Annotated in this window: 27 protein-coding genes and 1 pseudogene; 12 read left to right on the forward strand and 16 right to left on the reverse strand. The window is 69.8% G+C overall.

What is annotated here, in order from left to right:
• Positions 1-9 precede the first annotated feature (9 nt).
• From GQS65_RS11945 to purH, 6 genes and pseudogenes are all read right to left on the reverse strand, one after another.
• Positions 10-1,250, reverse strand: a pseudogene (locus GQS65_RS11945) (ABC transporter permease).
• A complete protein-coding gene (locus tag GQS65_RS11950; protein WP_158204878.1) occupies positions 1,250-1,972 on the reverse strand; it encodes an ABC transporter ATP-binding protein in 723 nt (240 codons plus the stop codon). Before GQS65_RS11950 ends, GQS65_RS11945 begins: the two are co-directional and overlap by 1 nt.
• 39 nt (positions 1,973-2,011) lie before the next feature.
• Complete coding sequence (locus GQS65_RS11955; protein ID WP_158204879.1) at positions 2,012-2,215, reverse strand: hypothetical protein; 204 nt, start codon at positions 2,213-2,215, stop codon at positions 2,012-2,014.
• A gap of 65 nt (positions 2,216-2,280) precedes the next feature.
• Positions 2,281-4,788: a dihydropteroate synthase gene (folP, locus tag GQS65_RS11960; RefSeq protein ID WP_158204880.1), complete on the reverse strand. Its 2,508-nt coding sequence runs from the start codon at positions 4,786-4,788 to the stop codon at positions 2,281-2,283.
• A 26-nt stretch (positions 4,789-4,814) separates the two neighbouring features.
• Positions 4,815-5,384, reverse strand: coding sequence for a hypothetical protein (locus GQS65_RS11965; RefSeq protein ID WP_158204881.1), 570 nt, complete (start codon positions 5,382-5,384; stop codon positions 4,815-4,817).
• 231 nt (positions 5,385-5,615) lie between these two features.
• Entirely contained in the window at positions 5,616-7,265 is a 1,650-nt protein-coding gene (gene purH / locus GQS65_RS11970) for a bifunctional phosphoribosylaminoimidazolecarboxamide formyltransferase/IMP cyclohydrolase (RefSeq protein ID WP_158204882.1), read from the reverse strand.
• A gap of 227 nt (positions 7,266-7,492) precedes the next feature.
• Between purH and purB the strand changes: the two genes are divergently transcribed.
• The 4 genes from purB to GQS65_RS11990 all read left to right on the forward strand — a co-directional run bounded on the left by purB (position 7,493) and on the right by GQS65_RS11990 (position 10,472).
• Complete coding sequence (gene purB, locus GQS65_RS11975; protein ID WP_158204883.1) at positions 7,493-8,857, forward strand: adenylosuccinate lyase; 1,365 nt, start codon at positions 7,493-7,495, stop codon at positions 8,855-8,857.
• A gap of 173 nt (positions 8,858-9,030) precedes the next feature.
• Positions 9,031-9,252 (forward strand): zinc ribbon domain-containing protein, encoded by a 222-nt coding sequence (locus GQS65_RS11980; protein WP_158204884.1) that lies wholly within the window; start codon positions 9,031-9,033, stop codon positions 9,250-9,252.
• On the forward strand, positions 9,249-9,593 hold the full coding sequence (locus GQS65_RS11985) for a hypothetical protein (RefSeq protein ID WP_158204885.1): 345 nt from the start codon (positions 9,249-9,251) through the stop codon (positions 9,591-9,593). Before GQS65_RS11980 ends, GQS65_RS11985 begins: the two co-directional genes overlap by 4 nt.
• Before the next feature lie 120 nt (positions 9,594-9,713).
• Positions 9,714-10,472 (forward strand): PPC domain-containing protein, encoded by a 759-nt coding sequence (locus GQS65_RS11990; protein WP_158204886.1) that lies wholly within the window; start codon positions 9,714-9,716, stop codon positions 10,470-10,472.
• A 30-nt stretch (positions 10,473-10,502) separates the two neighbouring features.
• Here GQS65_RS11990 and GQS65_RS11995 read toward each other — a convergent pair whose 3' ends face one another.
• Genes GQS65_RS11995 through dapA form a run of 6 tightly spaced genes read right to left on the reverse strand, consistent with a single transcriptional unit; the run spans position 10,503 to position 16,311 of the window.
• Positions 10,503-11,648, reverse strand: a complete 1,146-nt coding sequence (locus GQS65_RS11995; RefSeq protein WP_158204887.1) for a M20/M25/M40 family metallo-hydrolase — start codon at positions 11,646-11,648, stop codon at positions 10,503-10,505.
• On the reverse strand, positions 11,645-12,550 hold the full coding sequence (gene dapF, locus GQS65_RS12000) for a diaminopimelate epimerase (protein WP_368280103.1): 906 nt from the start codon (positions 12,548-12,550) through the stop codon (positions 11,645-11,647). The genes GQS65_RS11995 and dapF overlap by 4 nt, the downstream gene beginning before the upstream one ends.
• Positions 12,547-13,809 (reverse strand): diaminopimelate decarboxylase, encoded by a 1,263-nt coding sequence (gene lysA / locus GQS65_RS12005; protein ID WP_158204888.1) that lies wholly within the window; start codon positions 13,807-13,809, stop codon positions 12,547-12,549. The genes dapF and lysA overlap by 4 nt, the downstream gene beginning before the upstream one ends.
• Positions 13,806-14,642, reverse strand: coding sequence for a 2,3,4,5-tetrahydropyridine-2,6-dicarboxylate N-succinyltransferase (locus GQS65_RS12010; protein ID WP_158204889.1), 837 nt, complete (start codon positions 14,640-14,642; stop codon positions 13,806-13,808). Before GQS65_RS12010 ends, lysA begins: the two co-directional genes overlap by 4 nt.
• Positions 14,639-15,403, reverse strand: a complete 765-nt coding sequence (dapB, locus tag GQS65_RS12015) for a 4-hydroxy-tetrahydrodipicolinate reductase (protein ID WP_158204890.1) — start codon at positions 15,401-15,403, stop codon at positions 14,639-14,641. The genes GQS65_RS12010 and dapB overlap by 4 nt, the downstream gene beginning before the upstream one ends.
• On the reverse strand, positions 15,400-16,311 hold the full coding sequence (gene dapA, locus GQS65_RS12020; RefSeq protein ID WP_158204891.1) for a 4-hydroxy-tetrahydrodipicolinate synthase: 912 nt from the start codon (positions 16,309-16,311) through the stop codon (positions 15,400-15,402). The genes dapB and dapA overlap by 4 nt, the downstream gene beginning before the upstream one ends.
• 333 nt (positions 16,312-16,644) lie before the next feature.
• On the opposite strand from dapA, the gene GQS65_RS12025 reads away from it, so the two are divergent.
• Positions 16,645-17,142: a LabA-like NYN domain-containing protein gene (locus GQS65_RS12025; protein ID WP_158204892.1), complete on the forward strand. Its 498-nt coding sequence runs from the start codon at positions 16,645-16,647 to the stop codon at positions 17,140-17,142.
• Positions 17,143-17,172: 30 nt separating this feature from the next.
• Here GQS65_RS12025 and GQS65_RS12030 read toward each other — a convergent pair whose 3' ends face one another.
• Complete coding sequence (locus GQS65_RS12030) at positions 17,173-17,355, reverse strand: hypothetical protein (RefSeq protein WP_158204893.1); 183 nt, start codon at positions 17,353-17,355, stop codon at positions 17,173-17,175.
• A 125-nt stretch (positions 17,356-17,480) separates the two neighbouring features.
• Between GQS65_RS12030 and GQS65_RS12035 the strand changes: the two genes are divergently transcribed.
• The 5 genes from GQS65_RS12035 to GQS65_RS12055 all read left to right on the forward strand — a co-directional run bounded on the left by GQS65_RS12035 (position 17,481) and on the right by GQS65_RS12055 (position 19,815).
• On the forward strand, positions 17,481-17,942 hold the full coding sequence (locus GQS65_RS12035) for a PUA domain-containing protein (RefSeq protein WP_158204894.1): 462 nt from the start codon (positions 17,481-17,483) through the stop codon (positions 17,940-17,942).
• An 88-nt stretch (positions 17,943-18,030) separates the two neighbouring features.
• The gene (locus tag GQS65_RS12040; RefSeq protein ID WP_158204895.1) at positions 18,031-18,444 is read left to right on the forward strand and encodes a nascent polypeptide-associated complex protein; all 414 of its coding nucleotides are present in this window, start codon (positions 18,031-18,033) and stop codon (positions 18,442-18,444) included.
• Positions 18,441-19,166 carry a methyltransferase domain-containing protein gene (locus GQS65_RS12045; RefSeq protein ID WP_368280105.1) on the forward strand — a complete coding sequence of 242 codons (726 nt, stop codon included), beginning with the start codon at positions 18,441-18,443 and terminating at the stop codon, positions 19,164-19,166. The genes GQS65_RS12040 and GQS65_RS12045 overlap by 4 nt, the downstream gene beginning before the upstream one ends.
• Positions 19,167-19,258: 92 nt before the next feature.
• Positions 19,259-19,480, forward strand: a complete 222-nt coding sequence (locus tag GQS65_RS12050) for a hypothetical protein (protein WP_158204896.1) — start codon at positions 19,259-19,261, stop codon at positions 19,478-19,480.
• A complete protein-coding gene (locus tag GQS65_RS12055) occupies positions 19,477-19,815 on the forward strand; it encodes a hypothetical protein (RefSeq protein ID WP_158204897.1) in 339 nt (112 codons plus the stop codon). The genes GQS65_RS12050 and GQS65_RS12055 overlap by 4 nt, the downstream gene beginning before the upstream one ends.
• Here GQS65_RS12055 and GQS65_RS12060 read toward each other — a convergent pair.
• From GQS65_RS12060 to GQS65_RS12070, 3 genes are all read right to left on the reverse strand, one after another.
• Positions 19,808-20,401, reverse strand: coding sequence for a hypothetical protein (locus GQS65_RS12060; RefSeq protein ID WP_158204898.1), 594 nt, complete (start codon positions 20,399-20,401; stop codon positions 19,808-19,810). The genes GQS65_RS12055 and GQS65_RS12060 overlap by 8 nt on opposite strands.
• 299 nt (positions 20,402-20,700) lie before the next feature.
• Positions 20,701-21,021, reverse strand: a complete 321-nt coding sequence (locus tag GQS65_RS12065) for a transcription factor S (RefSeq protein WP_158204899.1) — start codon at positions 21,019-21,021, stop codon at positions 20,701-20,703.
• 44 nt (positions 21,022-21,065) lie between these two features.
• Positions 21,066-21,323 (reverse strand): DUF5789 family protein, encoded by a 258-nt coding sequence (locus GQS65_RS12070; protein WP_158204900.1) that lies wholly within the window; start codon positions 21,321-21,323, stop codon positions 21,066-21,068.
• Positions 21,324-21,404: 81 nt separating this feature from the next.
• On the opposite strand from GQS65_RS12070, the gene GQS65_RS12075 reads away from it, so the two are divergent.
• Together GQS65_RS12075 and sppA are read left to right on the forward strand one after the other, a co-directional pair.
• Positions 21,405-22,703, forward strand: a complete 1,299-nt coding sequence (locus GQS65_RS12075; RefSeq protein ID WP_158204901.1) for an MFS transporter — start codon at positions 21,405-21,407, stop codon at positions 22,701-22,703.
• An 88-nt stretch (positions 22,704-22,791) separates the two neighbouring features.
• Positions 22,792-23,796, forward strand: a complete 1,005-nt coding sequence (gene sppA, locus GQS65_RS12080; RefSeq protein ID WP_158204902.1) for a signal peptide peptidase SppA — start codon at positions 22,792-22,794, stop codon at positions 23,794-23,796.
• Positions 23,797-23,799 lie beyond the last annotated feature (3 nt).

Consider the following 23,799-nt stretch of genomic DNA (forward strand, 5'->3'; position numbering starts at 1 on the left):
GCGCACGCCCTACTCGTAGCGAAGCGCGTCGATGGGGTCGGTTCGCGCGGCGTTCCAGGCGGGGTAGAGTCCGGCGACGACGCCGACGAGGACGCCCACGACGACGGCGACGACCGCCCACTCCCACGGGACGACGTAGGGGAGGCCGACGAACCGCGTCCCGAGGTAGCCCGCGCCGAAGCCGACGAGGGTGCCAAACAGCGCACCGACGACGCCGAGGACGACCGCTTCCACGAGGAAGAGGCCGAGCACGTCCCGGTCGCTCGCGCCGACGGCCTTCATGATACCGATCTCGCGAGTCCGTTCGGTGACGCTGACGAGCATGATGTTGGCGATGCCGATAGCGCCGACGACCAGCGAGATGACCGCGACGCCGGTGACGAACGCGGTGAGCGTGTCGAGGATGTCCCGGACCTGATCGAGCAGTTCCTCGTTCGTCTGGGCGACGAACTCGGCGTTCGGCGCGAGCAGCGAGGCGGCGTCCGACTCGTCGCGGAGGTAGTCGAGCGTCCGCTCGCGTACCCCGTCGACCGCTTCGGGACCGTCGGCGATGACGAACGCCGCCGGGTACGCCCGTTCGCGTTCGCCGCTGCCCGGTGCCGTGACGACACGCTCGTAGTACGGGTCCGCCGGGAGGTAGACCCGCGGCCCTTCCCCGAAGCCCTCGAAGGGGTCCTGTGCGCCGGAGGTGTCGAGGATGCCGACGACCCGCACCTCGGCCTGGCGGCCGTCTTCGAGGGTGAGCGTCAGCGTGTCGCCGACGGAGACGTTCTCCTCGAACAGCGCCGCGGCCGTCGGGTTCAGTACCGTCTCGTTCGCCCCCTGTCTGAACGCTCGCCCGTCGCGGAGGTCCTCGCTCGCGAAGTACGGCCGGCCGTAGGTCGTCGCCTGCTGGAGCGCGACGGTGTCGTCGCCCGACCGGACCGCAGAGAGCGGGGCCGACCCGCGCGGGACCACCTCCCTGACGCCCGCCAGGCGGTCGAGTTCGTCGACGTCGCTCGTCGTGAAGACGGGTTGTGCGCCCGCCCCCGGTGGGCCGGCGGTACCGGTCGGAGCCGACCAGACGTTGACGTTCGACGCCCCCTCACCGCCGAGGTCACCGACCAACCCCGCCTGGAGACTGCGCCGAGGGTCACGAACGTGATGACCGCCGCGACGCCGATGACGACGCCGAGCACGGTCAGCCCCGAGCGGAGTTTGTGCCCACGGATGGCGCGGAGGCTCATCGAGAACGACTCACGTGGGTCCATCAGATGTGGCTCACAGTATCGAGTTCCTCGACCCGTTCGAGTCGTCCGTCGAGGATGTGGACGATACGCTCGGCGTGTTCGGCGACGTCGCGTTCGTGGGTGACCAGCAGGACGGTGTTGCCCTCGGCGTTCAACTCGTCGAACAGTGCGAGGACGTCGGCGCTCGTCTTCGAGTCGAGGTTCCCGGTCGGTTCGTCCGCGAGCAGGATGGTGGGGTCGTTGGCCAGCGCCCGCGCGATGGCGACTCGCTGACGCTGGCCCCCCGAGAGTTCGTTCGGCAGGTGGTCGAGACGGTCACCCAGACCGACCCCTCCGAGCAGGGCCGTGGCGCGAGCCTCGCGGTTCGCGCGGGCCACCCCGGCGAACACCATCGGGAGGGCGACGTTGTCGAGGGCGGTCAGTCGCGGCATGAGGTTGAACGTCTGGAAGACGAAGCCGACCGCCTCCCCACGGAGTGCGGTCCGGTCGGCCCCGGAGAGCGTCGCCACGTCGCGGCCGTCGACGACGACTCGGCCGTCGGTGGGCGTGTCGAGGAGTCCGACGAGGTTCATCAGCGTGCTCTTCCCCGACCCGCTGGGACCCATGACGGCGGTGTAAGAGCCACGGGGGAGGTCGAGGGTGACGCCGTCGAGTGCGAACACCGGTTCTCCCCGGTCGTATCGCTTCCGAACGGCCTGGAGGGAGACGGCCGACTCGACGGACGCCTCGGGAACGGCAGTCATGCGAGAGGGAGGAGCGGGGGACGAATAACGGTTCGCTCGCTACCGGAACTCGGAGATGTCGACGGTCAGATCGGAGGAGAGCCACCCGTCCCGGTTGTCCTCTTCGACGAGGAGCGTCCGGCCGGGTGCGGTCGAACACGCGGTCGCACGGGTCGTTCGCTCGAGGACCGGCTCGGGGGCGGACTCCCACTCGGCGGCGAAAGCGTCGGCGCGGTCGTCGCGGTCTGGCTGGGAGCGGGTCACAGCCGTGGTTTAGGAGGGCCTAAACTTAAGCCATGCGGGTCGCCGTCCGTCGGACCGGCGACCGGTCACTCGTCGGACGAGTCGTCCGACCGCTCGGGACCCGTCTCGGACGCCGAGTCGGCCGGGGGCCACGGCGGGTCGAGCGCGTGGGCCGTCCGGACGGCGACGACGTTCTCGGGGACGTCGTGGACGCGGACCACGTCCGCGCCGCGGTCGGCGGCGAGCGCGGAGGCAGCGACGGTGGCCGACGGTGCGTCGCCGCTCTCCTCGCCCACCAGCGAGAACATCGACTTGTGGGAGTGGCCGACCAGCACCGGACAGCCCAGCGCGTGGAACTCGTCGAGTCGCGAGAGGAGTTCGAAGTTCTCGCGTTTCGACTTCCCGAAGCCGAGACCGGGGTCGACGAGTATCCGCGAGCGGTCGAGACCCGCCTTCTCCGCGAGCAGGACGCGCTCGCGGAGTTGTTCGACGACGTCCTCGACGACGTCGTCGTACTCCACGTCGACGCTCGGGTCGACCGGCGCGTCGATGGAGTGCATCACGACGGTCGGTGGCTGGTACTCCGCGAGCACCTCGCGCATGCCGGGGTCGTCGAGGCCCGTCACGTCGTTGATGACGTCGGCCCCTGCGTCGAGCGCGGCCCGTGCGACCGCCGCCTTCCGCGTGTCGACCGACACCAGCGTGTCGAGGTCCGCGACGGCCTCCACCAGGGGGACGACGCGCGATATCTCCTCGTCGACGGGAACCGGGTCCGCACCGGGGCGAGTCGACTCGCCGCCCACGTCGAGGATGTCGACGCCGGCGTCGACCATCGCCTCGGCGCGCGCGCGCGCCTCGTCCAGCGCGTCGTACTCGCCGCCGTCGTGAAACGAGTCGGGGGTGACGTTGATGATACCCATCACGGCAGTCCGAGACTCCCACGGGTACTGGGGCGGGTCGACCCCGATGCCGAGCGTCTCCCGGAGGCGCTCGGCGACCTGCCGGAGACCGAACGGCTGGTCGTCGAGTTTGCCGAACAGGCGCTTGAACTGTGCGAGCGTCCCCATCAGCACGACGTCGACCGGTTCGTGGTCCTGCGTCGAGAGCCCCGACGTGGCACACTCCCCGCCGAGCGACAGCATCTCCTCTTTGAGGTACTGGGCCTGTCGCGGGCTGACGCGGGTCTTGACGACGCGGTGGACACTCTTCCCGCGCATCCGCCAGACGCCGGCCTCGGTGACGTCCGCAGATTCGAGGACCGCACGCGCCTCGTCGAGGTCCGTGACGCGCTTGGGAATCTCGGGGCGAACCCACACCTCGCGGGCCTCCGCGACGGCGTAGAGCGACCCGGTCAGGAGGACGGCGTCGTCGGGACCTGCGGCCTCGCGCGCTCGGGCCAGCGCGTCGGAGACGTTCCCGCCGACGTGGACCGCGCCGGCACGGTCCCCGGCGCGGAAGACCCGTGCCAGAGCCTCGGGTGACTCCGCACGGTCGACGTCCGCTCGGCAGGTGTAGACGTGGTCGGCGCGAGGGAGCGCGTCCGCCATCCCCGCGTGGTCCTTGTCGCTCATCGCGCCGACGACGAGGTGCAGGTCGTCGTAGTCGAACTCCGCGAGCGTGGCCGCGACCGTCTCACAGCTACCGGGGTTGTGCGCACCGTCGAGGACCGTCAGCGGCGAGCGCTCCATCACCTCGAACCGGCCCGGCCAGTGTGCCCCCGCGAGCCCCCGTTCGAGAACGTGGTCGGGCAACGGCGTGTCCAGCGCGTCGGCCACCTGTCGGACGAGGACGGCCGCGACCCCCGCGTTCTCGGCCTGGTGTGCGCCGAGCTGTGAGAGGCGCGTGTCGACCGACCAGTCGGGGCCGTCGAGCCGTACCCGCCCAGTGAGTCCCTCGCGGCCCTCGTAGGTGGCGCGGACGTCGGGAGGGTCTCCCTCGCTCCCGTCCGCCCCGACGGTCACCACCTCGGCCACCTCGTCGCGGACCGCGGCGAGCGCGTCATCCGTCGCCGCGGTCACGAGCGGCGACCTCCCGGCGACCTGCGCCTTGTCGCGGGCGATTTCGGCGACCGTGTCGCCGAGCAGGGCGGTGTGTTCGAGCGTCACGCTCGTGACGGCGCTCGCCAGCGGGTCGACGACGCTCGTGGCGTCGTAGCGCCCGCCGATACCGACCTCCAAGACAGCGACGTCCACCTCGGCGCGGGCGAACGCCCACAACGCGAGGACGGTGGTCGCCTCGAAGAACGTCGGGCAGTCGCCCTCGGCGGCGGCGGCCAGCGCGTGCTCGCGGACGGCCTCGACGTACTCGACGGTCGCCGCCTTCGTCACCTTCCGACCGTCGATACGGACCCGTTCGCGCAGGTCCGAGAGGTGGGGCGAGGTGAACAGCCCGACGTCGAAGCCGGCCTCCCGAAGCGTGCGTTCGACCATCCGAGCGGTCGAGCCCTTGCCGTTCGAACCGGCGACCTGCACGCAGACGAGGTCGTCCTGTGGGTTCCCGAGCTGCTCGCAGAGCGCCCGTGTCGCGTCGAGGCCCTCACGCGACGGGTACCGGCGCAGGTCGAAGAGGAAGTTCGCGGCCTCGTGGTACTCCATGCCAGCGGGTGCGCACCGTCTCGGTTTTAGCCTGTCGAAGTGTGCGATTCCACGGCCCCGGCGAACGACTTCGGGAGCGACACCAGCCGGGGAAACGGCAGACAGCACAGCGCCAGCACGAGCGTGTCTGCCGAGAGCGCCAGCCACCAGACGCTCCCGACGAACCGTGGCCCGAGCGCGAACAGCAGGCTCGATACGAACAGCGCGGGCCAGCACCACGGGTGACGCCGCATCACGGCACCCCACGCCGAGACGATGCGGGCGCTCGTCGTGAGCCACGTTCGGGGCCTCCGGAGGTCGTAGTGTAGCGCCCGGTCGTCGGGGGACGAGCGCATCCGCTCGGCCGCGACGAGCAGGTCGACGTGCGCGACGACGACGACACAGGAGAGCGTGGCGGCCCACGCCGCCGGCACGACGGGACTCGGGACGGCCCCCGCGAGCGTGAGGAGGCCGACACCGACGCCCACGGACGCGACGACGCGGTGGACTCCACGTCGGGCGATAGCGACCGCTCCACTCCGGACGCGGCCGCTCCGACTCGCCCACAGCGTCGCGTAGGGGACGACGAGCGCACCGACGACGAGCGGGAGCCACATCGGTTCCGACGGAGGACGGCCGAGCGTAAAACGGTGAGCGAGCAGGCGACACGGCAGGAACCGGAACACGTCTGTCGCACAACCGCGGCGCGCCCCGGATGAGTCGTCAGGTCACACCGGTCGCTGGCTCCGTGCCGGTATTTCAACGCTCGGACGACCGACGTCCGGTGGCCGCTCGGTCGTGCTCGAAGTCGCGTGAACTCGCTGCCGTTCGTTCGCCGACGACCGACACTACTCGTGTCGGAAGCACCGACTCCCGGTGAACGCCATGGCGACGCCGAGTTCGTCGCACGTCTCGATTACGTCGTCGTCGTTGACGCTCCCGCCGGGTTGGACGACGGCCTCGATGCCGGCGTCGGCCGCCGCCTCGACGCCGTCCGGGAACGGGAAGAACGCGTCCGAGGCCATCACCGCGCCGTCGGCGGACTTGCCTTCGGCGTGCTCGTCGGCCTTCATCGCCGCGAGGCGGACCGCGTCGACGCGTGAGACCTGACCCATCCCGATGCCGACCGTCTCGGTGCCGTCGGCGAAGACGATGGCGTTGGACTTGACGTGTTTGGCGACCTGCCACGCGAACAGCATCGTCTCGACCTGTTCGTCGGTCGGGTCACGCTCGGTGACGAACTCTAAGTCCTCGCGGGTGAGACGCTGATCGTCGCGCTCCTGGACGAGTCGCCCGCCCGTGACGGGGTTGACCGTGTAGCGCTCGCGCTCCGGTTCGGCGGTGTCGAGGCTCGACCCGCCGGACTCCTCCGTCCGGCAGGTCGCGTGCCCGACGTCGAGCACGCGCAGGTTCTCCGTCTCGCGGAGCACCGCGAGGGCGTCGCCCGTGTAGCCCGGCGCGACGACCACTTCCTTGAACGAGTCGACGACCTGCTCGGCGGTCGCCTCGTCGCACTCGCGGTTCAGGGCGACGATGCCGCCGAAGGCGCTCATCGGGTCCGTCGAGAGCGCGTCGGCGTAGGCGTCGGCGAGCGTGTCGGCGGTCGCACAGCCCGCGGGGTTGGTGTGCTTGATGACGGCGGCGGCGGGGGCGTCGAACTCCTCGACGACGTCGAGCGCCGCGTCGGCGTCGTTGTAGTTGTTGTAGCCCATCCCCTTCGCGCCCTCGTTCAACTGGGCGGCGTGGACGACGCTCGCCTCGTCCGTCGGGCGAGCGTACAGCGCGGCGTCCTGATGCGGGTTCTCGCCGTAGCGCAGCGTCTCGACGCGGTCCGCGGAGGCCAACTGTCGAGCGGGGAACGTCCCGGTCTCGTCGCCCTCGACGGTGACCTCGTCACCCTCCACCGTGACGCAGTCCTCCGCGAACCAGCGGACCGCACGCGGGTACGCCCGGAACTCGCCCTCGTAGAGGACGCGCTCTTTCAGCGCGTCCGTGTCGTCGCCCTCGTAGACGGGGACGGGTTCCTGCGTGACGATGGGACCGGCGTCGACGTCGCTCTCGACGACGTCGCCCGCCTCGTCGACGGCGTTCGTGACGACGTGGACGGTACACCCCGTCACCCGTGCACCGGCCTCCAGCGCGTCACCCCACGCGTCCATGCCGGGGAACGACGGGAGCAGGGAGGGATGGACGTTCAGCGTCGTCGGCGTCGCGTCGAGGAACGTCTCGCTCAGCACGCGCATGTAGCCGTCGAGGCAGACCAGTTCGAAGTCGTAGCCGTCGAGCGCGTCCAGCACACGTCGTTCGTGGTCGCGGCGGTCTTCGTCGTCGCGGGGAACGACGACTTCGGTCGGAATCCCGCGCTCGGCCGCGGCGTCGAGCACCGGCGCGTCCTCGCTCGTGACGACGAGGACGGCCAGTTCCGCACCGCCCGGCGCTCGGTCGGCGATGTTCAGGAGGTTACGCCCGCGATTGCCCGCCATCCCGGCGATGTGCATGTGCGAACACCCCGACGCGAGGGCAAAAGCGGTGTCGGTTTTCACACACGGTCGTGGTTTTCAGCCGGGGTCGTCTCGCCGCTTCGATGCAAGAACGTGTATCGGTAGCCGGTCGTCCTCACGGGTCGGAACGGTCCCTCGTGGGCGATTCAGTACCGAATGACGCCGAATCGACTGGTTTCGTCGACCTTCGATACGCTTTTTCAGGTACCGGACGAGTCTCGGATATGCGAACTGCACTCGACGCCATCTCGCCGCTCGACGGCAGATACTCGTCGTACACGGCTCCGCTGGTTCCCTACGCCAGCGAGGCGGGTCTGATGCGTGCTCGCGTCAACGTCGAGGTGGAGTACCTCCTCGCGCTCGCGGACCTCGACGCGACGCCGCTGTCGATTCCCGACGACGAGCGAGCCGAACTCCGTGCGCTCTACGAGGAGTTCGAGTACGACGACGCCACGCTCGTCAAGAAGATCGAGACGGAGGGTCACGGCGAGTTCTCGGCGACCAACCACGACGTGAAGGCCGTCGAGTACTACGTCCGCGATTCGTTCCCGGAGTACGCCCCGTGGATTCACTTCGGCCTGACGAGCGAGGACGTCAACAACCTCGCCCACCGACTGCTCGTCCGTGACGCCGTGAGCGAGGTGCTCGTCCCCCAGTTGCGCAGTGTGCGCGACGACCTCGCCGACCTCGCCCGCGAACACCGCGACGTCCCGATGCTCGCTCGGACCCACGGCCAACCCGCGACGCCGACGACGTTCGGCAAGGAGATGGCCGTCTACGCCGCCCGACTCGGGACGGCACTGGGCGCCATCGAGACCACCGACCTCGCGGGGAAACTCGCCGGGGCCTCCGGAACGTACGCCGCCCACCGCGCCGCCTACCCGGACGTCGACTGGCGGGCGTTCTCGGAGTCGTTCGTCACCTCGCTGGGCTTCGAGCACGTCCCGCTGACGACGCAGGTCAACCCGTGTGACGACCTCGCAGCGCTGTTCGACGCGGTCCGGCGGGCGAACCAGGTCCTGCTGGACCTGGACCTCGACGTCTGGCTCTACGTCAGCCAGCGCTACCTCGGACAGGAGGCCGCCGACGGCGAGACCGGCAGTTCGACGATGCCCCACAAGGTCAACCCCATCGACTTCGAGAACAGCGAGGGGAACCTCTCGAAGGCCAACGCGGACCTCGAGTTCCTCGCGGAGTACGTCACCACCTCGCGCCTCCAGCGTGACCTCTCGGACTCGACGGTCAAGCGGACCATCGGGTCGGCGCTCGGGCACTGCCTGCTCGCCTACCGGAAGACCGAGAACGGTCTGGCGAAGGTCGTCCCCAACGAGCAGGTGATGCGCGAGGACCTCGATGCGAACCCGGCGGTCATCGGCGAAGCCGTCCAGACGGTCCTCCGGCGCGAGGGTCACGCCGACGCCTACGAACGCGTCAAGGAGGCCACGCGCGGCCGTGACGTCTCTATCGAGGACTTCCACGACATGATCCGTGGCCTCGACGTCGATGAGTCGGTCCGCGAGGAACTGCTGGCGCTCACGCCCGCCGGCTACACCGGGTTCGCGTCGGCACTCGTCGACGACCTGGACTGACCACCAGCGGGACCGACGCGGCGTTTCTCTCGCTCGACGACCGACGTTCGAGTGGTGGGTGGCGGGCGGCGCGACCGGACGTTCGAACGGGTCAGCGACGGCGAGGCGCACTCGTCGCTCGACACGTTCCCCGAGTGAAAACTTTTGTACTCGGACGTGAAGGTCCGAACGCAATGTCCTCCAACGCACGCGGCGACGACTCGGGGTGCCCGAAGTGTGGGCACACGAACGTCGACATCGGCGAGATTTCGACGACCGGCAGCGGCCTGAGCAAGATGTTCGACATCCAGACGAACAGGTTCAAGGTCGTCTCCTGTACGAACTGCGGCTACTCGGAACTCTACCGCGACGTGGGGTCCTCGGGCAGTGACCTCGCCGACGTGTTCTTCGGGTGAGCATGTCCGCGTACGCCTCGGGTCGGCGGTCGACGCCGCTCGGCATCTACCTCGTCGCGGGACTGGCCGTCCTGAGCGGTCTCTCGAGTGTCGCCGGCGGCCTCGGTCACGTCGGGAGCATCGTCGGGATACCGCTCGGTCTCCTCCTGCTCGCCATCGGGATGGTGAAACTGTTCGTCGGCGTCGGCCTGCTGACGCGCAGTCAGAGCGCCTACCGGTGGGCGCTCTGGATTCACGGGCTCGGCGGCCTGCTCGACCTGCTCGGCGGCAACCTGCTCGGCACCCTGTTCGCCGTCGTCGTCGTCGGCTACCTGCTGTCGAAGGCGGCGTACTTCGAGTGACCGGTCGGGGGCCGACCCCCGAATCCGCCGCCCCGACGCTACTCACTCGAACGCCGGAGCGTCCCGGTTCGTGATGTCTTCTCGACGACAGCTTATCGCTACAGCGGCCGATAGGACGGTATGCAGTTCGTCGAAACGCTCTTCGAGGCACCGCTCGCCAACGTCCTCATCGGTGCGGGAGTACTCGTCCTTCTGGCGGGTGTTCTGGGCACCCTCCCGGGACTGGAGCGAATCGACGAACGAGGGCGACGGGCGGCGTGGGTCGTCGGACCGGCGCTGATTCTCACGGGCCTCCTCCTCGTCTCGGGGGTGGTGACGAACGAGACCACACCGGCCGAGGGCACAGGAGACACGAACGGCCTCGCGGTGCCGACGACGCCGAGTGACACTCGACCGACCGCCGCCCCCGGCGCTTCCGCTCCGACCACGGGGTCGACGAGCCTCGTCCAGGAGATCGAGCCGAACGATGCCGCACAGCGAGCGACCCTGCTCCCACCCGGCGCGACCGGAGCGGGAACCATCGCCCGACCACCCGGCGGGTACGAGACGGCCGACACCGACCAGTTCCGGTTCTGGGCGGTGGCCGGTGAGGCGGTCACCGTCGAGGTGTCGCGTGACGGGGGGTACGGAACGCTGTTCGCCGTCGTCTACGACCCGAACGGGGGGTCTCACCCGAGTCGGAGCCTCCAGAACGACGTCGCTCCCGTCGGCGGTGGTGGCCCTCTCACCGTCGAGTTCATCCCGCAGACAACCGGCTACCACCACGTCGTGGTGACCGGCTCGTTCGACTTCGGGGATATCGACTACCAGCGGTTCGACGGGGGGTACGGTGACTACACGGTCCGCGTCGAAGGCGGTACCGAACAGTCGAGACGGTGATTCGCTTCGAGCTACCGGTCGGAGACCCGGTCAGACGCTCGTCGGGTCACCGGACAGCACCGTCCGCAGGATAGCCGCGGCCCGTTCGACGTCGCTCCGGCGGACGTACTCCCGCCGAGCGTGGGCGACCGGTCCGACGTCGTCGACGAGCACCCCCGGCCCGAAGACGACGACCGGTGCCGGTGCGAAGTACGACGCCTCCGTCGCCGCCGTGAACGGTCGTGAGTCGCCGGCACCGGCCTCCTCGAACGTCCGGACCAGCGAGTGGTCGGTGGGCGTGGCGAACGCGTCGAGGAACGGCGTCGGGCGCTCGGTGAGCCCGAACGCGACGGCCGCGTCCGGGACGGGACCGGCGGCGACGTGCGCTTCGAGGTGCTCGTTCAGCGCTCGCTCGTACCCGGTCGCCGTCTCGGGCGGGACGCTCCGCCGGTCGACGGTGACGGTCGCCCGTTCGGGAAGCTGGTTGGCCGCCTCGCCGCCCGCGAGCACGGTCGGTGTGAGCGTCGGCGCACCGAGTTGCTCGTGCGTGCCGGGGCCGTGTTCGGCGTCGAACGTCCGAAGCGCCGCGAGCACGGCCTCCATCGCGGCCGTGGCGTTGACGCCGTCTTCGGGATGGGCGGCGTGAGCGGCCGCACCCTCGACGGTGACCGTCCCCTCGAACCGCCCTTTCGCCGCGGTACAGACCGCGAGGTCGGTCGGTTCGCCGACGACGTAGCAGTCCCCGTCCAGGTCGAGCGCGTGCGCTCCGGCGCTCGTCGTCTCCTCGTCGGGCGTCAGCGCGAGCGTGAGCCGACCCGGCGGGTCGACGTGGAGGAACGCGTCGAGGAGCGCCGCCAGCGGCCCCTTCGCGTCACACGCACCGCGGCCGAGGACGACGTCGCCCTCGGGGTCGCTCGGTGCGTCTCCCTCGGCGTTCGGCGGTTCGCCGACCCGCTCGAACGGGACGTGTGGCGGGACGGTGTCGAGGTGGGTGTTGAGTACGATGTGGTGCTCGCCCGTGCCCCGCGAGACGACGACGTTGCCCGCGTCGTCCACGTCGGGCGGGTGGCCCGCGTCGGTCAGCGTCTCGACGACCAGGTCTCGCATCGCGTCCGGTGACTCGTGGGAGGCCGTTCGGACCGCCCGTTCGTGGAAGTCGAGCAGGTCGAACGCGCTGGACTCGGACGACCCGCTCATCGGCGGACCGCGAGGGTCGTCTCGAACTCGCGTTCGGCCGGGCCACGCAGGAACGCCTCGTCGTCGGTGACGCGAATCGAGAGCGGTCCGCCGGGCGGTCGGACCGTCACCCACCCGTCGCCGACGAGGCCACGGCGGCGTGCGACCGCACCGACGGCGACCGCACCGGTGCCGCAGGCGTCGGTCTCCCCCTCGACGCCACGCTCGAACGTGCGCTGGTCGAACCCGTCGTCGGCCGGTGCGGCGAGGACGACGTTCGTCCCCTCGGGGAAGACGTCGGCGTGGCGGACGGGCGGAGCGACCGCATCGAGGTCGACGGCGTCGACCGACTCGACGAACGCGACGGCGTGGGGGACGCCGGTGTTCACGGCGGTCACGGTGAGTCCCTCGACGGACTCCTCAACCAGCGGGTCGGTCCGGTCGGCCGCGAGCGGCACGTCCGCCGGGTCGAACGACGGGCGACCCATCGAGACGGTGACCGTCGCTTCCTCGTCCGAGGCCGCAGCCTCGCGGTCGTCGACGGTCGACCGTCGCTCGCCGGCAGGGGTGACGACGACCAGTTCGGCGGGCGTGTCGCGCCCGATACCCAACTCGCGGGCGGCCCACAGCGCCGCACAGCGAACGCCGTTGCCGCACATCTCGGCGATAGAGCCGTCGGGCTGGTGGTGGGTCATCCCGACGCGGGGTGGGTCGGCAGCCGAGGCAGCGGCCTCGCCGTCCACCGACAGGAACAGCACCCCGTCCGCACCGGTTCGCTCGGAGTCGGGATGCGACAGCCCCGTCTCGCGGTCGCAGTGCTCGGCGGTGAAGGCGAACCGGTCTTCGACGGATGCGTCGGCCGGCACGACGAGGAAGTCGTTACCCGCACCGTGGTACTTCTCGACGCGTACGCTGTCGTTCACTCCGCTGCACCTCCATCGCTCTCCAGTCGGGTCAGGTCCGCCAGCGTCTCGCGGCGCACTACGGTGTCGCCGTCGAGCGTGACCACGGCGGGTCGCGGCCGGGAGTTGTACGTCGAGGCCATCTCGTAGCCGTACGCGCCGGCGGTTCCGACCGAGAGCAGGTCGCCGCGCTCGGGGGCGGGCAGCACCCGTTTCTCGCCGAGCACGTCCGACGTCTCACAGACCGGTCCGGCGACGAGACACGGTTCGGGCGACCGGTCGTCGACGTCGGCCGAGAGACTCCGAATCTCGTGGTAGGCGTCGTACATCGCCGGACGGAGCAGCGTCGTCATCCCGGCGTCGACGCCGACGACGGTGGTCCCGTCGGTCGGTTTGACGCTCGTCACCTCGGTCAGCAGGACGCCGGCGTCGGCGACGACGTATCGCCCCGGTTCGACGACGAGGCGCGCGTCGCAGTCGAACGCCTCGCGGGTCGCCTCGGCCACGGCCTCGAGGTCGAGCGGCGGGTCCTCGCGGTGGTACGGGACGCCGAAGCCGCCGCCGACGGAGACGAACTCGGGGGCCGGGCGAACCTCGTCGGCGAGCGTCGCCATCCGGGCGACCAGCGCCTCGTGGGCCGAGAGTTCCTCGCCCGAGACGCCACTCCCGACGTGGGCGTGCAGGCCGACGAACGCGCCGACGTCGGCGGCCGCGCCACACACCTCGGTCGCACGGTCGAACGGGACGCCGAACTGCGGGGCGTCGCCCGTCGTCACCTTCGCGTGGTGGCCCGCACCGACACCCGGGTTCACACGGACGCAGAGTCGGCCGTCGTACCCCCGTTCGGCCAGCGCGTCGAGGGTGTCTCTCGCGCCGACGGTGACGGTGAGGTCGTGGCCCTCGCGCCACCAGTCGACGACGCTGTCGAGGTCGGTCGCGGGTGGGTTGACCGCCGTGTAGCGAACCCGCTCGGCCGGGAACCCGGCGTCGAGCGCACGGCGGACCTCGCCCGCCGAGGCACACTCCGCGCCGAGTCCCGCGTCCGCGACCGTTTCGAGGACGCGCCGTGTGGTGTTGGCCTTCACCGCGTAGTCGACCGTCGCGTCGGGGAACGCCCGCTTCAGGCGGACCGCGTTCTGCCGGACGCGCTCGGGGTCGAGGACGTACAGCGGGGTCCCGAACGCCTCGGCGAGCGCCTGCAGACGGTCGGTGTCCCAGTCCGCGGGGCGGCGGACGGGCGGGGTCGCGTCGGACGCGGCGTCGGTGTCCGACCCGCTCATTCGCGGAGCGCACCCTCCCGCTGGGTCGCCTCCAGCGTCTCGTCTTCGACGTGCGTGGCGACCACCGCCGGCTTGTACGCGCCGCCGTCGCCGAAGAGGTCGTGGTCGGCGACGCTCGACTCGACGTAGCGCGTGAACGCCCGGCGTTCGGGCGGGAGGTGGCCGTAGACGACCGCCTCCTCGACGAGGTCGTACACCGGGATTCGTGGCGTGAGCAGCGTGTTCTCGCCGACGACGCTGCTCTCGCCGACGACGAACCCCGAGGTGACCCGACAGCCAGCGCCCAGGGAGACGTCGTCCTCGATTACGACGGGGGCGCTCTCGACCGGTTCGAGGACACCACCGATCAGGGTGTTCGCACCCAGTTTCACGTCGTCACCGACCTGGGCACACGACCCGACGGTGTCACAGGAGTCGACGAGCGTCCGGTCGCCGACGTGGGCCCCGACGTTGACGAAACTCGGACTCATCACGATGGCGTCCTCGCCGAGGTACGCTCCACGCCGAATCGCGGTTCCGTCGGGCGTATTTCTCGTCCCGCGTCGTGCGAGGTCGGCGGTGTCGCGCAGCGGCAGGACGTCGTTGTAGCCGACGCCGCCGTAGCTTCGACGGCGCGACCGACGGAGCGCGAAGTTGAGCAGGATGCCGCGCTTGACCCACGCGTTGGCCGTCCACTCGTCTCCGGAGTTCTCGGCGGCTCTCACTTCCCCCGCCTCCAGCGCGTCGAGGAAGGCGTCGAGCGTGGCGAGGTCCTCGTGAGTCGTGTCGCTGGTGGTCAGCCCCTCCTCTCGGCGGTCCCAGAGCTCTTCGATGGCCGATTCGAGCGGGCTCATTCGAGCACCTCCGCGAAGTCGTACCGGCCGGCGTCACGACCCGCCACCCACTCTGCGGCGTCGAGTGCCCCGGCGGCGAACACGCGTCGGGAGCCAGCGCGGTGTGTGAGGGACAGCGACTCGTCGCCGCCGGCGAACAGCACCTCGTGTTCGCCCCGAACGTCACCCGCACGGCGGGCGTGGACGCCGACGTCGCCGTCGTCGCGCGGCGCGAGTCCCTCCCGGCCGTGGACGCGTTCGCCCGTCGCGTGGGCGTCGGTCCGTGCGCCCTCGATGGCGTCGAGGAGCGCGTTGGCCGTACCACTGGGCGCGTCGCGCTTGTCCCGGTGGTGGGTCTCGGTCAGTTCCACGTCGTACTCGGGCAGCAGTTCGGTCGCGCGTTCGACGAGGTCGGTGAGGACGGCGACCCCTCGTGAGAAGTTCGGCGCGTGAAGCACTGGCACCTCGTCGCTCGCACGCTGGAGCGCGGCGAGTTGGTCGGCGGAGAACCCCGTCGTCCCGACGACGGCCGGGACCCCCGCTTCGGCGCAGGCGGCGACGTACTCGACGCTCGACGCCGGGTCGGTGAAGTCGACGAGGGCGTCCGGGCGTTCCTCGCTCAGCACGGCCGCGAGGTCGCTCGCGGACCGGGTGTCGAACCCGTCGATGCGGTCGGCGGCACGCGAGACCGGGACGGTCCCGTGCCCGCGCTCGTCTGCGGCCGCGAGGACCTCCTGGGCCATCCGGCCGGTCGCCCCCGTGACGGCGAGTCGCAGTGTCATAGGTCGACTTCGGCCGCCGGTGTGGTATCGCTGTCGAGCGCGGCGAGTGCTTCCCGAAGCTGGTCACGGGACTGCTCGGAGAGCCGCGAGAGCGGCGAGCGCATCGTCTCGGGGGAGTCCTCGCGCATCGCCAGCGCGGCCTTCAGCGGGATGGGGTTGGTCTCGGTGAACAGCGCCCGCGAGAGCGGCGCGAGGTCCTGGTGAATCGCCCGAGCCGTCGCGTAGTCGTCGTCGAGCGCAGCCTCGACCATCGCCACGACGCGCTCGGGTTCGACGTTGGCGGTGACGCTGATACAGCCCATCGCCCCCACCGAACACAGCGGGAGGTTCAGTCCATCCTCGCCGGAGAGGACGGTGAACGCCTCGTCGCGGGTGCGTTCGATGACCTCGCTGGCGCGGCCGACGTCGCCGCTGGCAGCCTTGTAGCCGACGACGTTCGGGTGTGCGGCCAGCGAGACGGCCGTCTCGACGGCGACGTTCCGCCCCGTCCGCGACGGGACGTTGTAGACGACCTGTGGGACGTCGAGAGCGTCCGCGATGGTCCGGAAGTGGTGTTCCATCCCCGCCGGTTCGGGGCGGTTGTAGTACGGCGAGATGAGCAGGAGGCCGTCCGCGCCGGCGTCGACCGAGCGCTGGGCGAGGTCGAGCGCCTCGTGGGTCGCGTTCGACCCCGCGCCGGCGACGACGGGGGTGGAGACGGCGTCGGCCACCGTCTCGACGACGGCGACGTGTTCGTCGTGGGTCAGTGTCGCGCTCTCGCCGGTCGTGCCGACGGGGACGACGCCGGCGACGCCGGCGGCTTCGAGGCGTCGGGCGTGGTCAGCGAGGGTCGCGTGGTCGATGGACTCGTCGTCGTGGAACGGCGTCGGGAGTGCCGGGTAGACGCCGGTGTACGGGTCGTGGGTCATTGGTGTGGTCTGGGTCGTGGTGGACGCAGCGTGTCGCTGCGAGTCGCGTGTGGTCGCGTCGCTGTGCGGTCTGACTCGGAGAACAGCCCGCGACGGGTCGCTACCCCGCCGTGAACCGACAGCTACGCGCGTTTAGCGCGGAGAACTCGAACACACCCGCCGGGGGATGTGAGTCGCATACACGAGGGGCCGTCCCCGGCGAACTTAGCGGTTGCGCCGCGCGCGACACCTGCCGGAACTCGCGGCGGTAGCACGACCGGCGGGGCGGTCCGACGGCCCGGCCGTCGGGCGCTGGATACCAAACTCTTTGAGAGCGGACGCGCGAGTCGGCGTATGCCACCGCTGCATCCCGACCAGCGTGTCGCCGTGCTGGCCGACGCGCGCAACCTCTATCACACTACTCACAGTCTCTACTCACGAAACGTCGACTACACCGAACTGCTCGACACGGCCGTCCAGGACCGCCGCCTCGTCCGGGCCATCGCCTACGTCGTCCGCGCCCACGCCCCCGAGGAGGAGTCGTTTTTCGACGCGCTCGACGACATCGGCTTCGAGACACGCATCAAGGACCTCAAGACGTTCTCCGACGGGACGAAGAAAGCCGACTGGGACGTCGGCATCAGCCTCGACGCCGTCACGCTCGCCGAGAAGGTCGACACCATCGTCATCTGTTCGGGCGACGGCGACTTCACGCGTCTCTGTTCGCACATCCGCCACGAGGGGACCCGCGTCGAGGTGATGAGTTTCGGCCCCTCGACGGCCGAGACGCTCGTCGACGCCGCCGACTCGTTCGTCGACCTGAGCGAACAGAAAGAGCGGTTCCTGCTGTAGACGAGCACTGCGTCGACGGTGTGCCGCGACTCAGACGCCTGCGCCTCTCTCCGAGAGACCGACGAGCAGCGACCCGGCGGCCATCGCCAGGGCGGCGATGGCACCGAGCGCGTCGACTGCGTGGATGTCCGTGAGTGCCGAGTAGAGCACGAGCGCGGTGCTGATGGCGAGGAGCCCCACACCGATACCGAGCTTTCGGGTGTCTGTCGTCATCGACGGCCGCTACGAAATGGGCCACGTAAATCCTATCGAAACGATAGCCGTGTGGTATGATTCGGCGTGTCGTGGTCGGGTCGTCGACTCGGGGGCCTTTTCTACGCGGACCGACGAGAGCGGGCATGAACGACGACGAGCGGGAACGACTGCGGACCGTCGCCGACTACCAGTTCGGCGCGGGCGCGGGGACAGCGCTGTTCCCCGACGGCGAGGCGCAGACCGTACTCCGGACGTCGACCGGTCGCCCACAGCAGGTGCTCTCCGGCGACGACGAGCGACTCGTCTCCTACACCGTCGAGGGGCGGTTCACGCTCGGCGCGCGCGGCGGCGAGCGACTGTTCGAGCGACTCGGTGGGCCCCACGTCGAAGTCGGCGAGGAGTCCGTCGAGTTCGTCCGCGACGGGAAGAACGCGTTCGCGAAGTTCGTCCGGAGCGTGGACAACGAGGTCCGACCGGGCGACGAGGTGGCGGTCACCGTCGACGGCGACGTGCTCGCCGTCGGCCGCGCGGAACTGCCCGCAGACGGGATGCGAGACTTCGACTCGGGGGTCGCCGTGAAGGTCCGAGCGGGCATCGAGGGCTAACTCGTCGGCGGGTCCCTCGGCCGGTCGACACGAACCGTGCGAGCGAGAGTGCGCGGGGTTTTTGATGCCTGCGAGCGACGGTGCGCGTATGTTTGGAGGAGGCGGCGGACTCGACCCGCGCAAGATGAAACAGATGATGAAGCAGATGGGTATCGAGGTCACCGAAATCGACGCCAACGAGATCGTCGTCCGGACGGACGACGAGGAACTCGTGTTCACGGACGTCGAGGTCCAGCGCATGGACGCACAGGGCCAGGCGACCTACCAGATCGTCGGCGAACCGGAGACCCGCGCGCTCGGGTCGAGCGGCGGCTCGAAGGCCGAAGGCGAGGTCGACACGGGCAGCGGTGCGGACGAAGTCGACGTCGGCGCGGCCGACGAGATTCCCGACTCGGACGTCCAGATCGTCGCCCAGCGGACGGGGGCGAGCGAGGAGGCTGCACGGGAGGCGCTCGAAGCCGAAAGCGGTGATCTCGCCGCCGCCGTCGCCCGACTGGAGTGATACTCCTCGTCCACGAGGACCGGGAGTACCTGCGGGCACGGGGAGACACGCTGGAGACCGACCTCGGCGTTCTGGAGATTCCCGAGGACGCCGAACCGGGCGAGACCTACGAGACACATCTCGGCGAACCGTTCGCGGTCCGTGAACTCAGGGGGCCAGACCTGTTCAACCACCTCGACCGGACGGGCGCGCCGATGATGCCCCGCGACATCGGCCTCATCATCGGTCACACCGGCATCGCCGCGGGTGACCGCGTGCTCGACGCGGGGACCGGGACGGGGATTCTGAGTGCGTACCTCGGTCGTGTCGGCGCGAACGTGGCGACGTACGAGCGCGACCCCGAGTTCGCAGACGTCGCACGCTCGAACATGGAGACCGCAGGAGTCACCGAACACGTCGACGTGCGCGTCGGTGACCTCTCGGAGGAGGTCGATACGCTCGTCGCCGAGGAGGAGCGGTTCGACGTGCTGACGCTCGACACCGAGGACGCTCCCGACGTCGCTGCACGGGCCGACGAACTGCTCGTCGACGGCGGCTACCTCGTCGCGTACGTCCCGTTCGTCGAGGGCACGCGGGCCGTCGTCGAGGCGGTCCGCGAGTCGCTCGGGGACGCCGAGACGTTCGAGACCGTCCAGCGCCGGATGGACTTCGACGAGCGCGGGTCGCGGCCGTCGACCGCCGGTGTCGGCCACACCGGCTATCTCGTCTTCGCTCGGGCCTGAACGGGCGACCGACGCGGAGGGGACCGCCACGAACCGGCAAGCGCGAGGGCCGCGCGTAGCCTTAAGCTGATAACGGCCGTACCTGTTTTCGTATGAGCGACGCAGACCCCGACGAGCGGATGGACGAGACGACGACCTGGCCCGACCTCGGTATCGCACTCTACGACCGACTGACGGGGCGAAACGCCGTCATCGAGTACGAGTTCGAGGACATGAACGTCCACGTCCCGAGCCACGCCGGCGAGAACGCGGACCACGCTCACTGGCGACTCGACGGGACCATCACCATCTCGACCCGGGAGAAAGAGGATTGAGCGACGCCAGCGCCCCGATCGACGTCAACGCCGACCTGACGCTCACCATCGACAGCGAACCCATCGCTATCGAGTCGTACACCGACACGGTGCTGGTCGACTTCCCGTCGGTCCGTGCGCTCGCCCGCGTCGTCCGCACGGAACGCGGTCGGCTCCAGTCGCTCGACCGCGTGCTCGCCGAGACGGACCTGACGGTCGCCGTCCTGGTCGACGGTATCGCGGTCGGAACGCTGGGTGCGCGTGCGCGACCGCAGTCCGAGCGACTCCCGGTCGAAGTCGACGCCGTCGGCACGCTTCGAGCGGCCGTCGCCGCACCGCTTCGCTTCTTCAGTTGACCGACCGGACGAACCGGAGGAGTTCGTCGCGGCACGCCCGTCGGTCCGGCACGTCGGCAGCGTCGACGAACCCGTCGAGAGCGACCGGGTACGCGCCGCCGGCGATGCGGAACTCGCCGTCGACCGACCAGACGCCCAGCCACCCTTCGATACCGAGCGTCTCGTCGTCGACCGGCAACCGGCCACGGTACGACCGGAGTCGGACGCGCTCGCCGGTCTCCGAGCGGACCCGTTCGCTCCGCCCCTGTCGGACGTCGACGAACCCGCGTCGGTCCAGGTCGTCGGCGAACGCCGTCCGCGCCTCGCTGGCGACCATCGGTCGGACCATCGCGGTGCCGATGCCCGGTGCGAGCGGCGGCGAGAAGACGACGCGGGTGGCGAAGACGAACCGCCACGTCCGGTCGACACCGGTCGCTCCGGCGACCCGTTCGCGCAACTCGTCGTCCTCGTAGACGTGGGTCACGCCCTCGACGCGGGCCGCCGGGAGCGTCGCCAGCGTCTCCTCGCGCGCGTCGAGCAGGGACCACCCACCCTCCGAGAGCAGTCGCTCGGGGACTTCGGGCGGCCGCAGACGGTCGGGGGCCATTGTCGGTCGGACGTTGGCCAGCCTAATCAGTGCGTGTGTCGTGGCGAACAGGCGACACTCCCGCCCGCGAGACGCCGTGTCGCGCTCCAGCGACACGCCTCGCGGTCGTTCGCTACTGCATTGGACCGCCTTGGATTCAGGATACGATTTGAACCCTCGGAGAAGCGGGGCCGTGTGGGGCGGAGCGGCGCTGTGTGGAGCGGCGCTGTGTGGAGCGGCGCTGTGTGGAGCGGTGCTGTAGACTCGTGTGCCGTGCCGCGAGCGACCGTAGAGAGCGAGCGCAGCAAAAGGTGGGTGTTTTAGTGGTCGTCCTCGCGCCACTTGTGCTCGCACTCGGTGCAGATGAAAAAGCGCGTCTCGGACTCGTCGGCCGAGCGAATCTGCTGCATGTAGTAGTACGCGCGGTCGTTCTCGCAGTTCGGGCACTTGACCTTCGTCGACGGGAGGCCGTTGTCCTCGGCCTCGCTGACGTCGACGATCTCGCTGTTCTCCTGGCCCTGCGTGGTGACCATGCTGGCCTCGTTGTCGCTGTCGCGGGCCTTCGTGTGACCACAGGAGCCACAGGTCCAGACCCCGTCTTCGACTTTCATCATCGAGCCGCACTCGTCGCAGAATTCCATACCGGGCCAAACCGGTTCGGAGTGATAAGCGACGTGGTTGGCTCTCAGCCGTCGCCTTCCGACTGGTACGGTTCGCCGACGGCGTTGCGCGGGAGCGTACCGTACACCTCGGCTTCGAGGTCGTCGACGCTCTCGAACTCGTCGGTCTGGACGTCCCGGACCACGGACCCGAGGTTCGTCTCGCCGTCGGCCAGCAGGAGCGTCACGTCGTCGAAGGCGCTGGCGGCCGTCTCGCGGGTCGTCGGGTAGTCGACTTCGGCGAGGACGGCCTGGATTCGGCTCAGTTTCACGTCACGGGACATGCCACCTGTTGGCGCGCCGAGGGCTTGAGGATACCGCCGGGAGGCGAACTGGTATGACGGGCCCGCTCGTACCTCTGCCGAATGGTTCTGGGCACGGACAACCGTGTGCTGACGCTCGGTATCGCCCGCATGGCGGACGCGCTCGGCAACTCCTTTCTCATCATCGTCCTGCCGCTGTACATCGAGAGTGGCCAGATAGACCTCACCGGCATCCCGTTCACGACCGAACTGCTCATCGGTCTCGTGCTGTCGCTGTTCGGCTTCCTCAACAGCTTCGGCCAACCGGTGACCGGTCGCCTCTCGGACCGGACGGGGAGACGGCGCGTCTTCGTCCTGTTCGGGCTGGGGCTGTTCGGCGTCGCCAGCGCCGCCTACCCGTTCGTCGAACAGTACGAACTCGTCTTGCTCATCCGTGCGCTCCAGGGTCTCGGCGCGGCGTTCACCATCCCCGCGACCATCGCACTGGTCAACGAGTTCGCCGCCAGCGACACCGAGCGTGGGGGGAACTTCGGCGTGTTCAACACGTTCCGACTCGTCGGCTTCGGGTTCGGCCCCATCGTCGCCGGTATCGTCGTCACCTCCGGACCGTACGGGACCCCGTTCGGGGAACTCTCGGGGTTCAACGCGGCGTTCGGCATCGCGGTGCTCGGCGCTATCGTCAGCTTCGCGCTGGTGACGCTGCTCATCGAGGACCCGCCCCGCGCCGAGACGGACGCGAGCGACGACATGTCGTTCAGGGTGTTCGACGAGTCGGGAGCGACGTTGCTCGACCCCGTCTTCACCCTCGGTGTCGGAACGCTGTTCATGGCGACGACCATCGCACTGTTCGCCACGCTCCAGCAGGACATCACGGCGGCGCTGGACGAGACGCCGTTCCTGTTCAGCGTCCAGTTCGCCGCCGTCGTCATCGCCAACGTCCTCTTCCAGGTGCCCATCGGGCGGGCGAGCGACGAGTACGGACGACGCCCGTTCATCGTCGCCGGGTTCGCCCTGCTCGTGCCCTCCGTCTTCCTCCAGGGGTACGTCCCCGGCATCGCCGAGGCGCTCGCGGGTGGCGAGACGCTCCTCGGCCCGATGCTGATGCTCGTCTTCCGGTTGCTCCAGGGCATCGCCGTCGCACTCGTCTTCGCCCCGTCGCTGGCGCTGGCCGGTGACCTCGCGGGGGAGGGACGCTCCGGGACGACGCTCTCGGTGTTGACGACGGCGTTCGGTCTCGGCGTCGCCATCGGGCCGCTCGCTGCGGGCTACTTCATCAGGTTCGGCTTCGCCGCGCCGTTCACCTTCGGTGCGGCCATCGCCGCCGTCGCGTTCGTCCTCGTCTACTCGCAGGTCGAGGACTCGCTGCCCGGCGCGACGGGCGACCCGACACCACAGGACTGAGCGGAACTGTCGTTCGACCGACCGCGTCCGGGTGAGAGTCGTGGACACGTCCCACGGTTTTTAACCTCTCCGCGGTTCGACCACTCGTATGCCAGGAGTCAACAGCAGGGAACGGACGCTCGGACACCTCGCCGTCGTGATACTCGGCGGCGCTTTCGGCCTCGCCGTCGGGTGGGTGCTGTTCCTCTGGCTTCCGGGGGACAACACCGTCCTGGGCGTGCTGTTCATGCTCGTCGTGGGGTTCTTCGGGCTTCGTATCGGCGGGAACGTCGCGTCGCGTGTCCAGCCACGCTACAACGTCGCCGAGGTAGCCGTCGAGGGGCCGATTACCCGCGACGGTGGCGGTGGTCCGGTTCCGGGCGGAGTCCGGGGGACGCCGGCCGACGACATCGTCGACCAGATGGAGGCCGCGAACGACGACGACAACGTCGACGCGTTGCTCGTGAAGCTGAACACGCCCGGTGGTGAGGTGGTTCCGAGCGACGACATCCGCAACGCCGCGATGGCGTTCGAGGGACCGACCGTCGCGTACGCGACCGACACCTGCGCCAGCGGCGGCTACTGGATCGCCAGCGGCTGTGACGAGCTGTGGGCCCGCGATACGAGCATCGTCGGCTCCATCGGCGTCGTCGGCTCACGGGTCAACGCGACGGACCTCGCCGACCAGTTGGGCCTCTCCTACGAGCGCTTCGCCGCCGGGAAGTACAAGGACGCGGGGACCGCCCTGCGCGAACTCGAACCGGAGGAACGCGAGTACCTCCAGGGCATCGTCGACGACTACTACCAGCACTTCGTCGAGCGGGTCGCACAGGGCCGGGATATGCCCCCCGGCGACATCCGGGAGACCGAGGCTCGCGTGTTCATCGGCGAGCGAGCGTACGACCTGGGGCTGGTCGACTCGCTCGGGACGCGCGACGACGTCCTCGACCACGTCGAGGACCTGCTCGGCGAGAGCGTCAGTCCGGCGACGTTCGAGCCGTCCCGTTCGCCGGTGCAGCGACTCTCTTCGGGGGCGAGCAGGACGGCCTACGCCTTCGGCGCAGGCGTCGCCAGTCGGTTCGACGGCGACGACGACCTCACGATTCGACTGTAGACG

Origin of the sequence: Halomarina oriensis (assembly GCF_009791395.1) — an archaeon.
Classification (GTDB): domain Archaea; phylum Halobacteriota; class Halobacteria; order Halobacteriales; family Haloarculaceae; genus Halomarina; species Halomarina oriensis.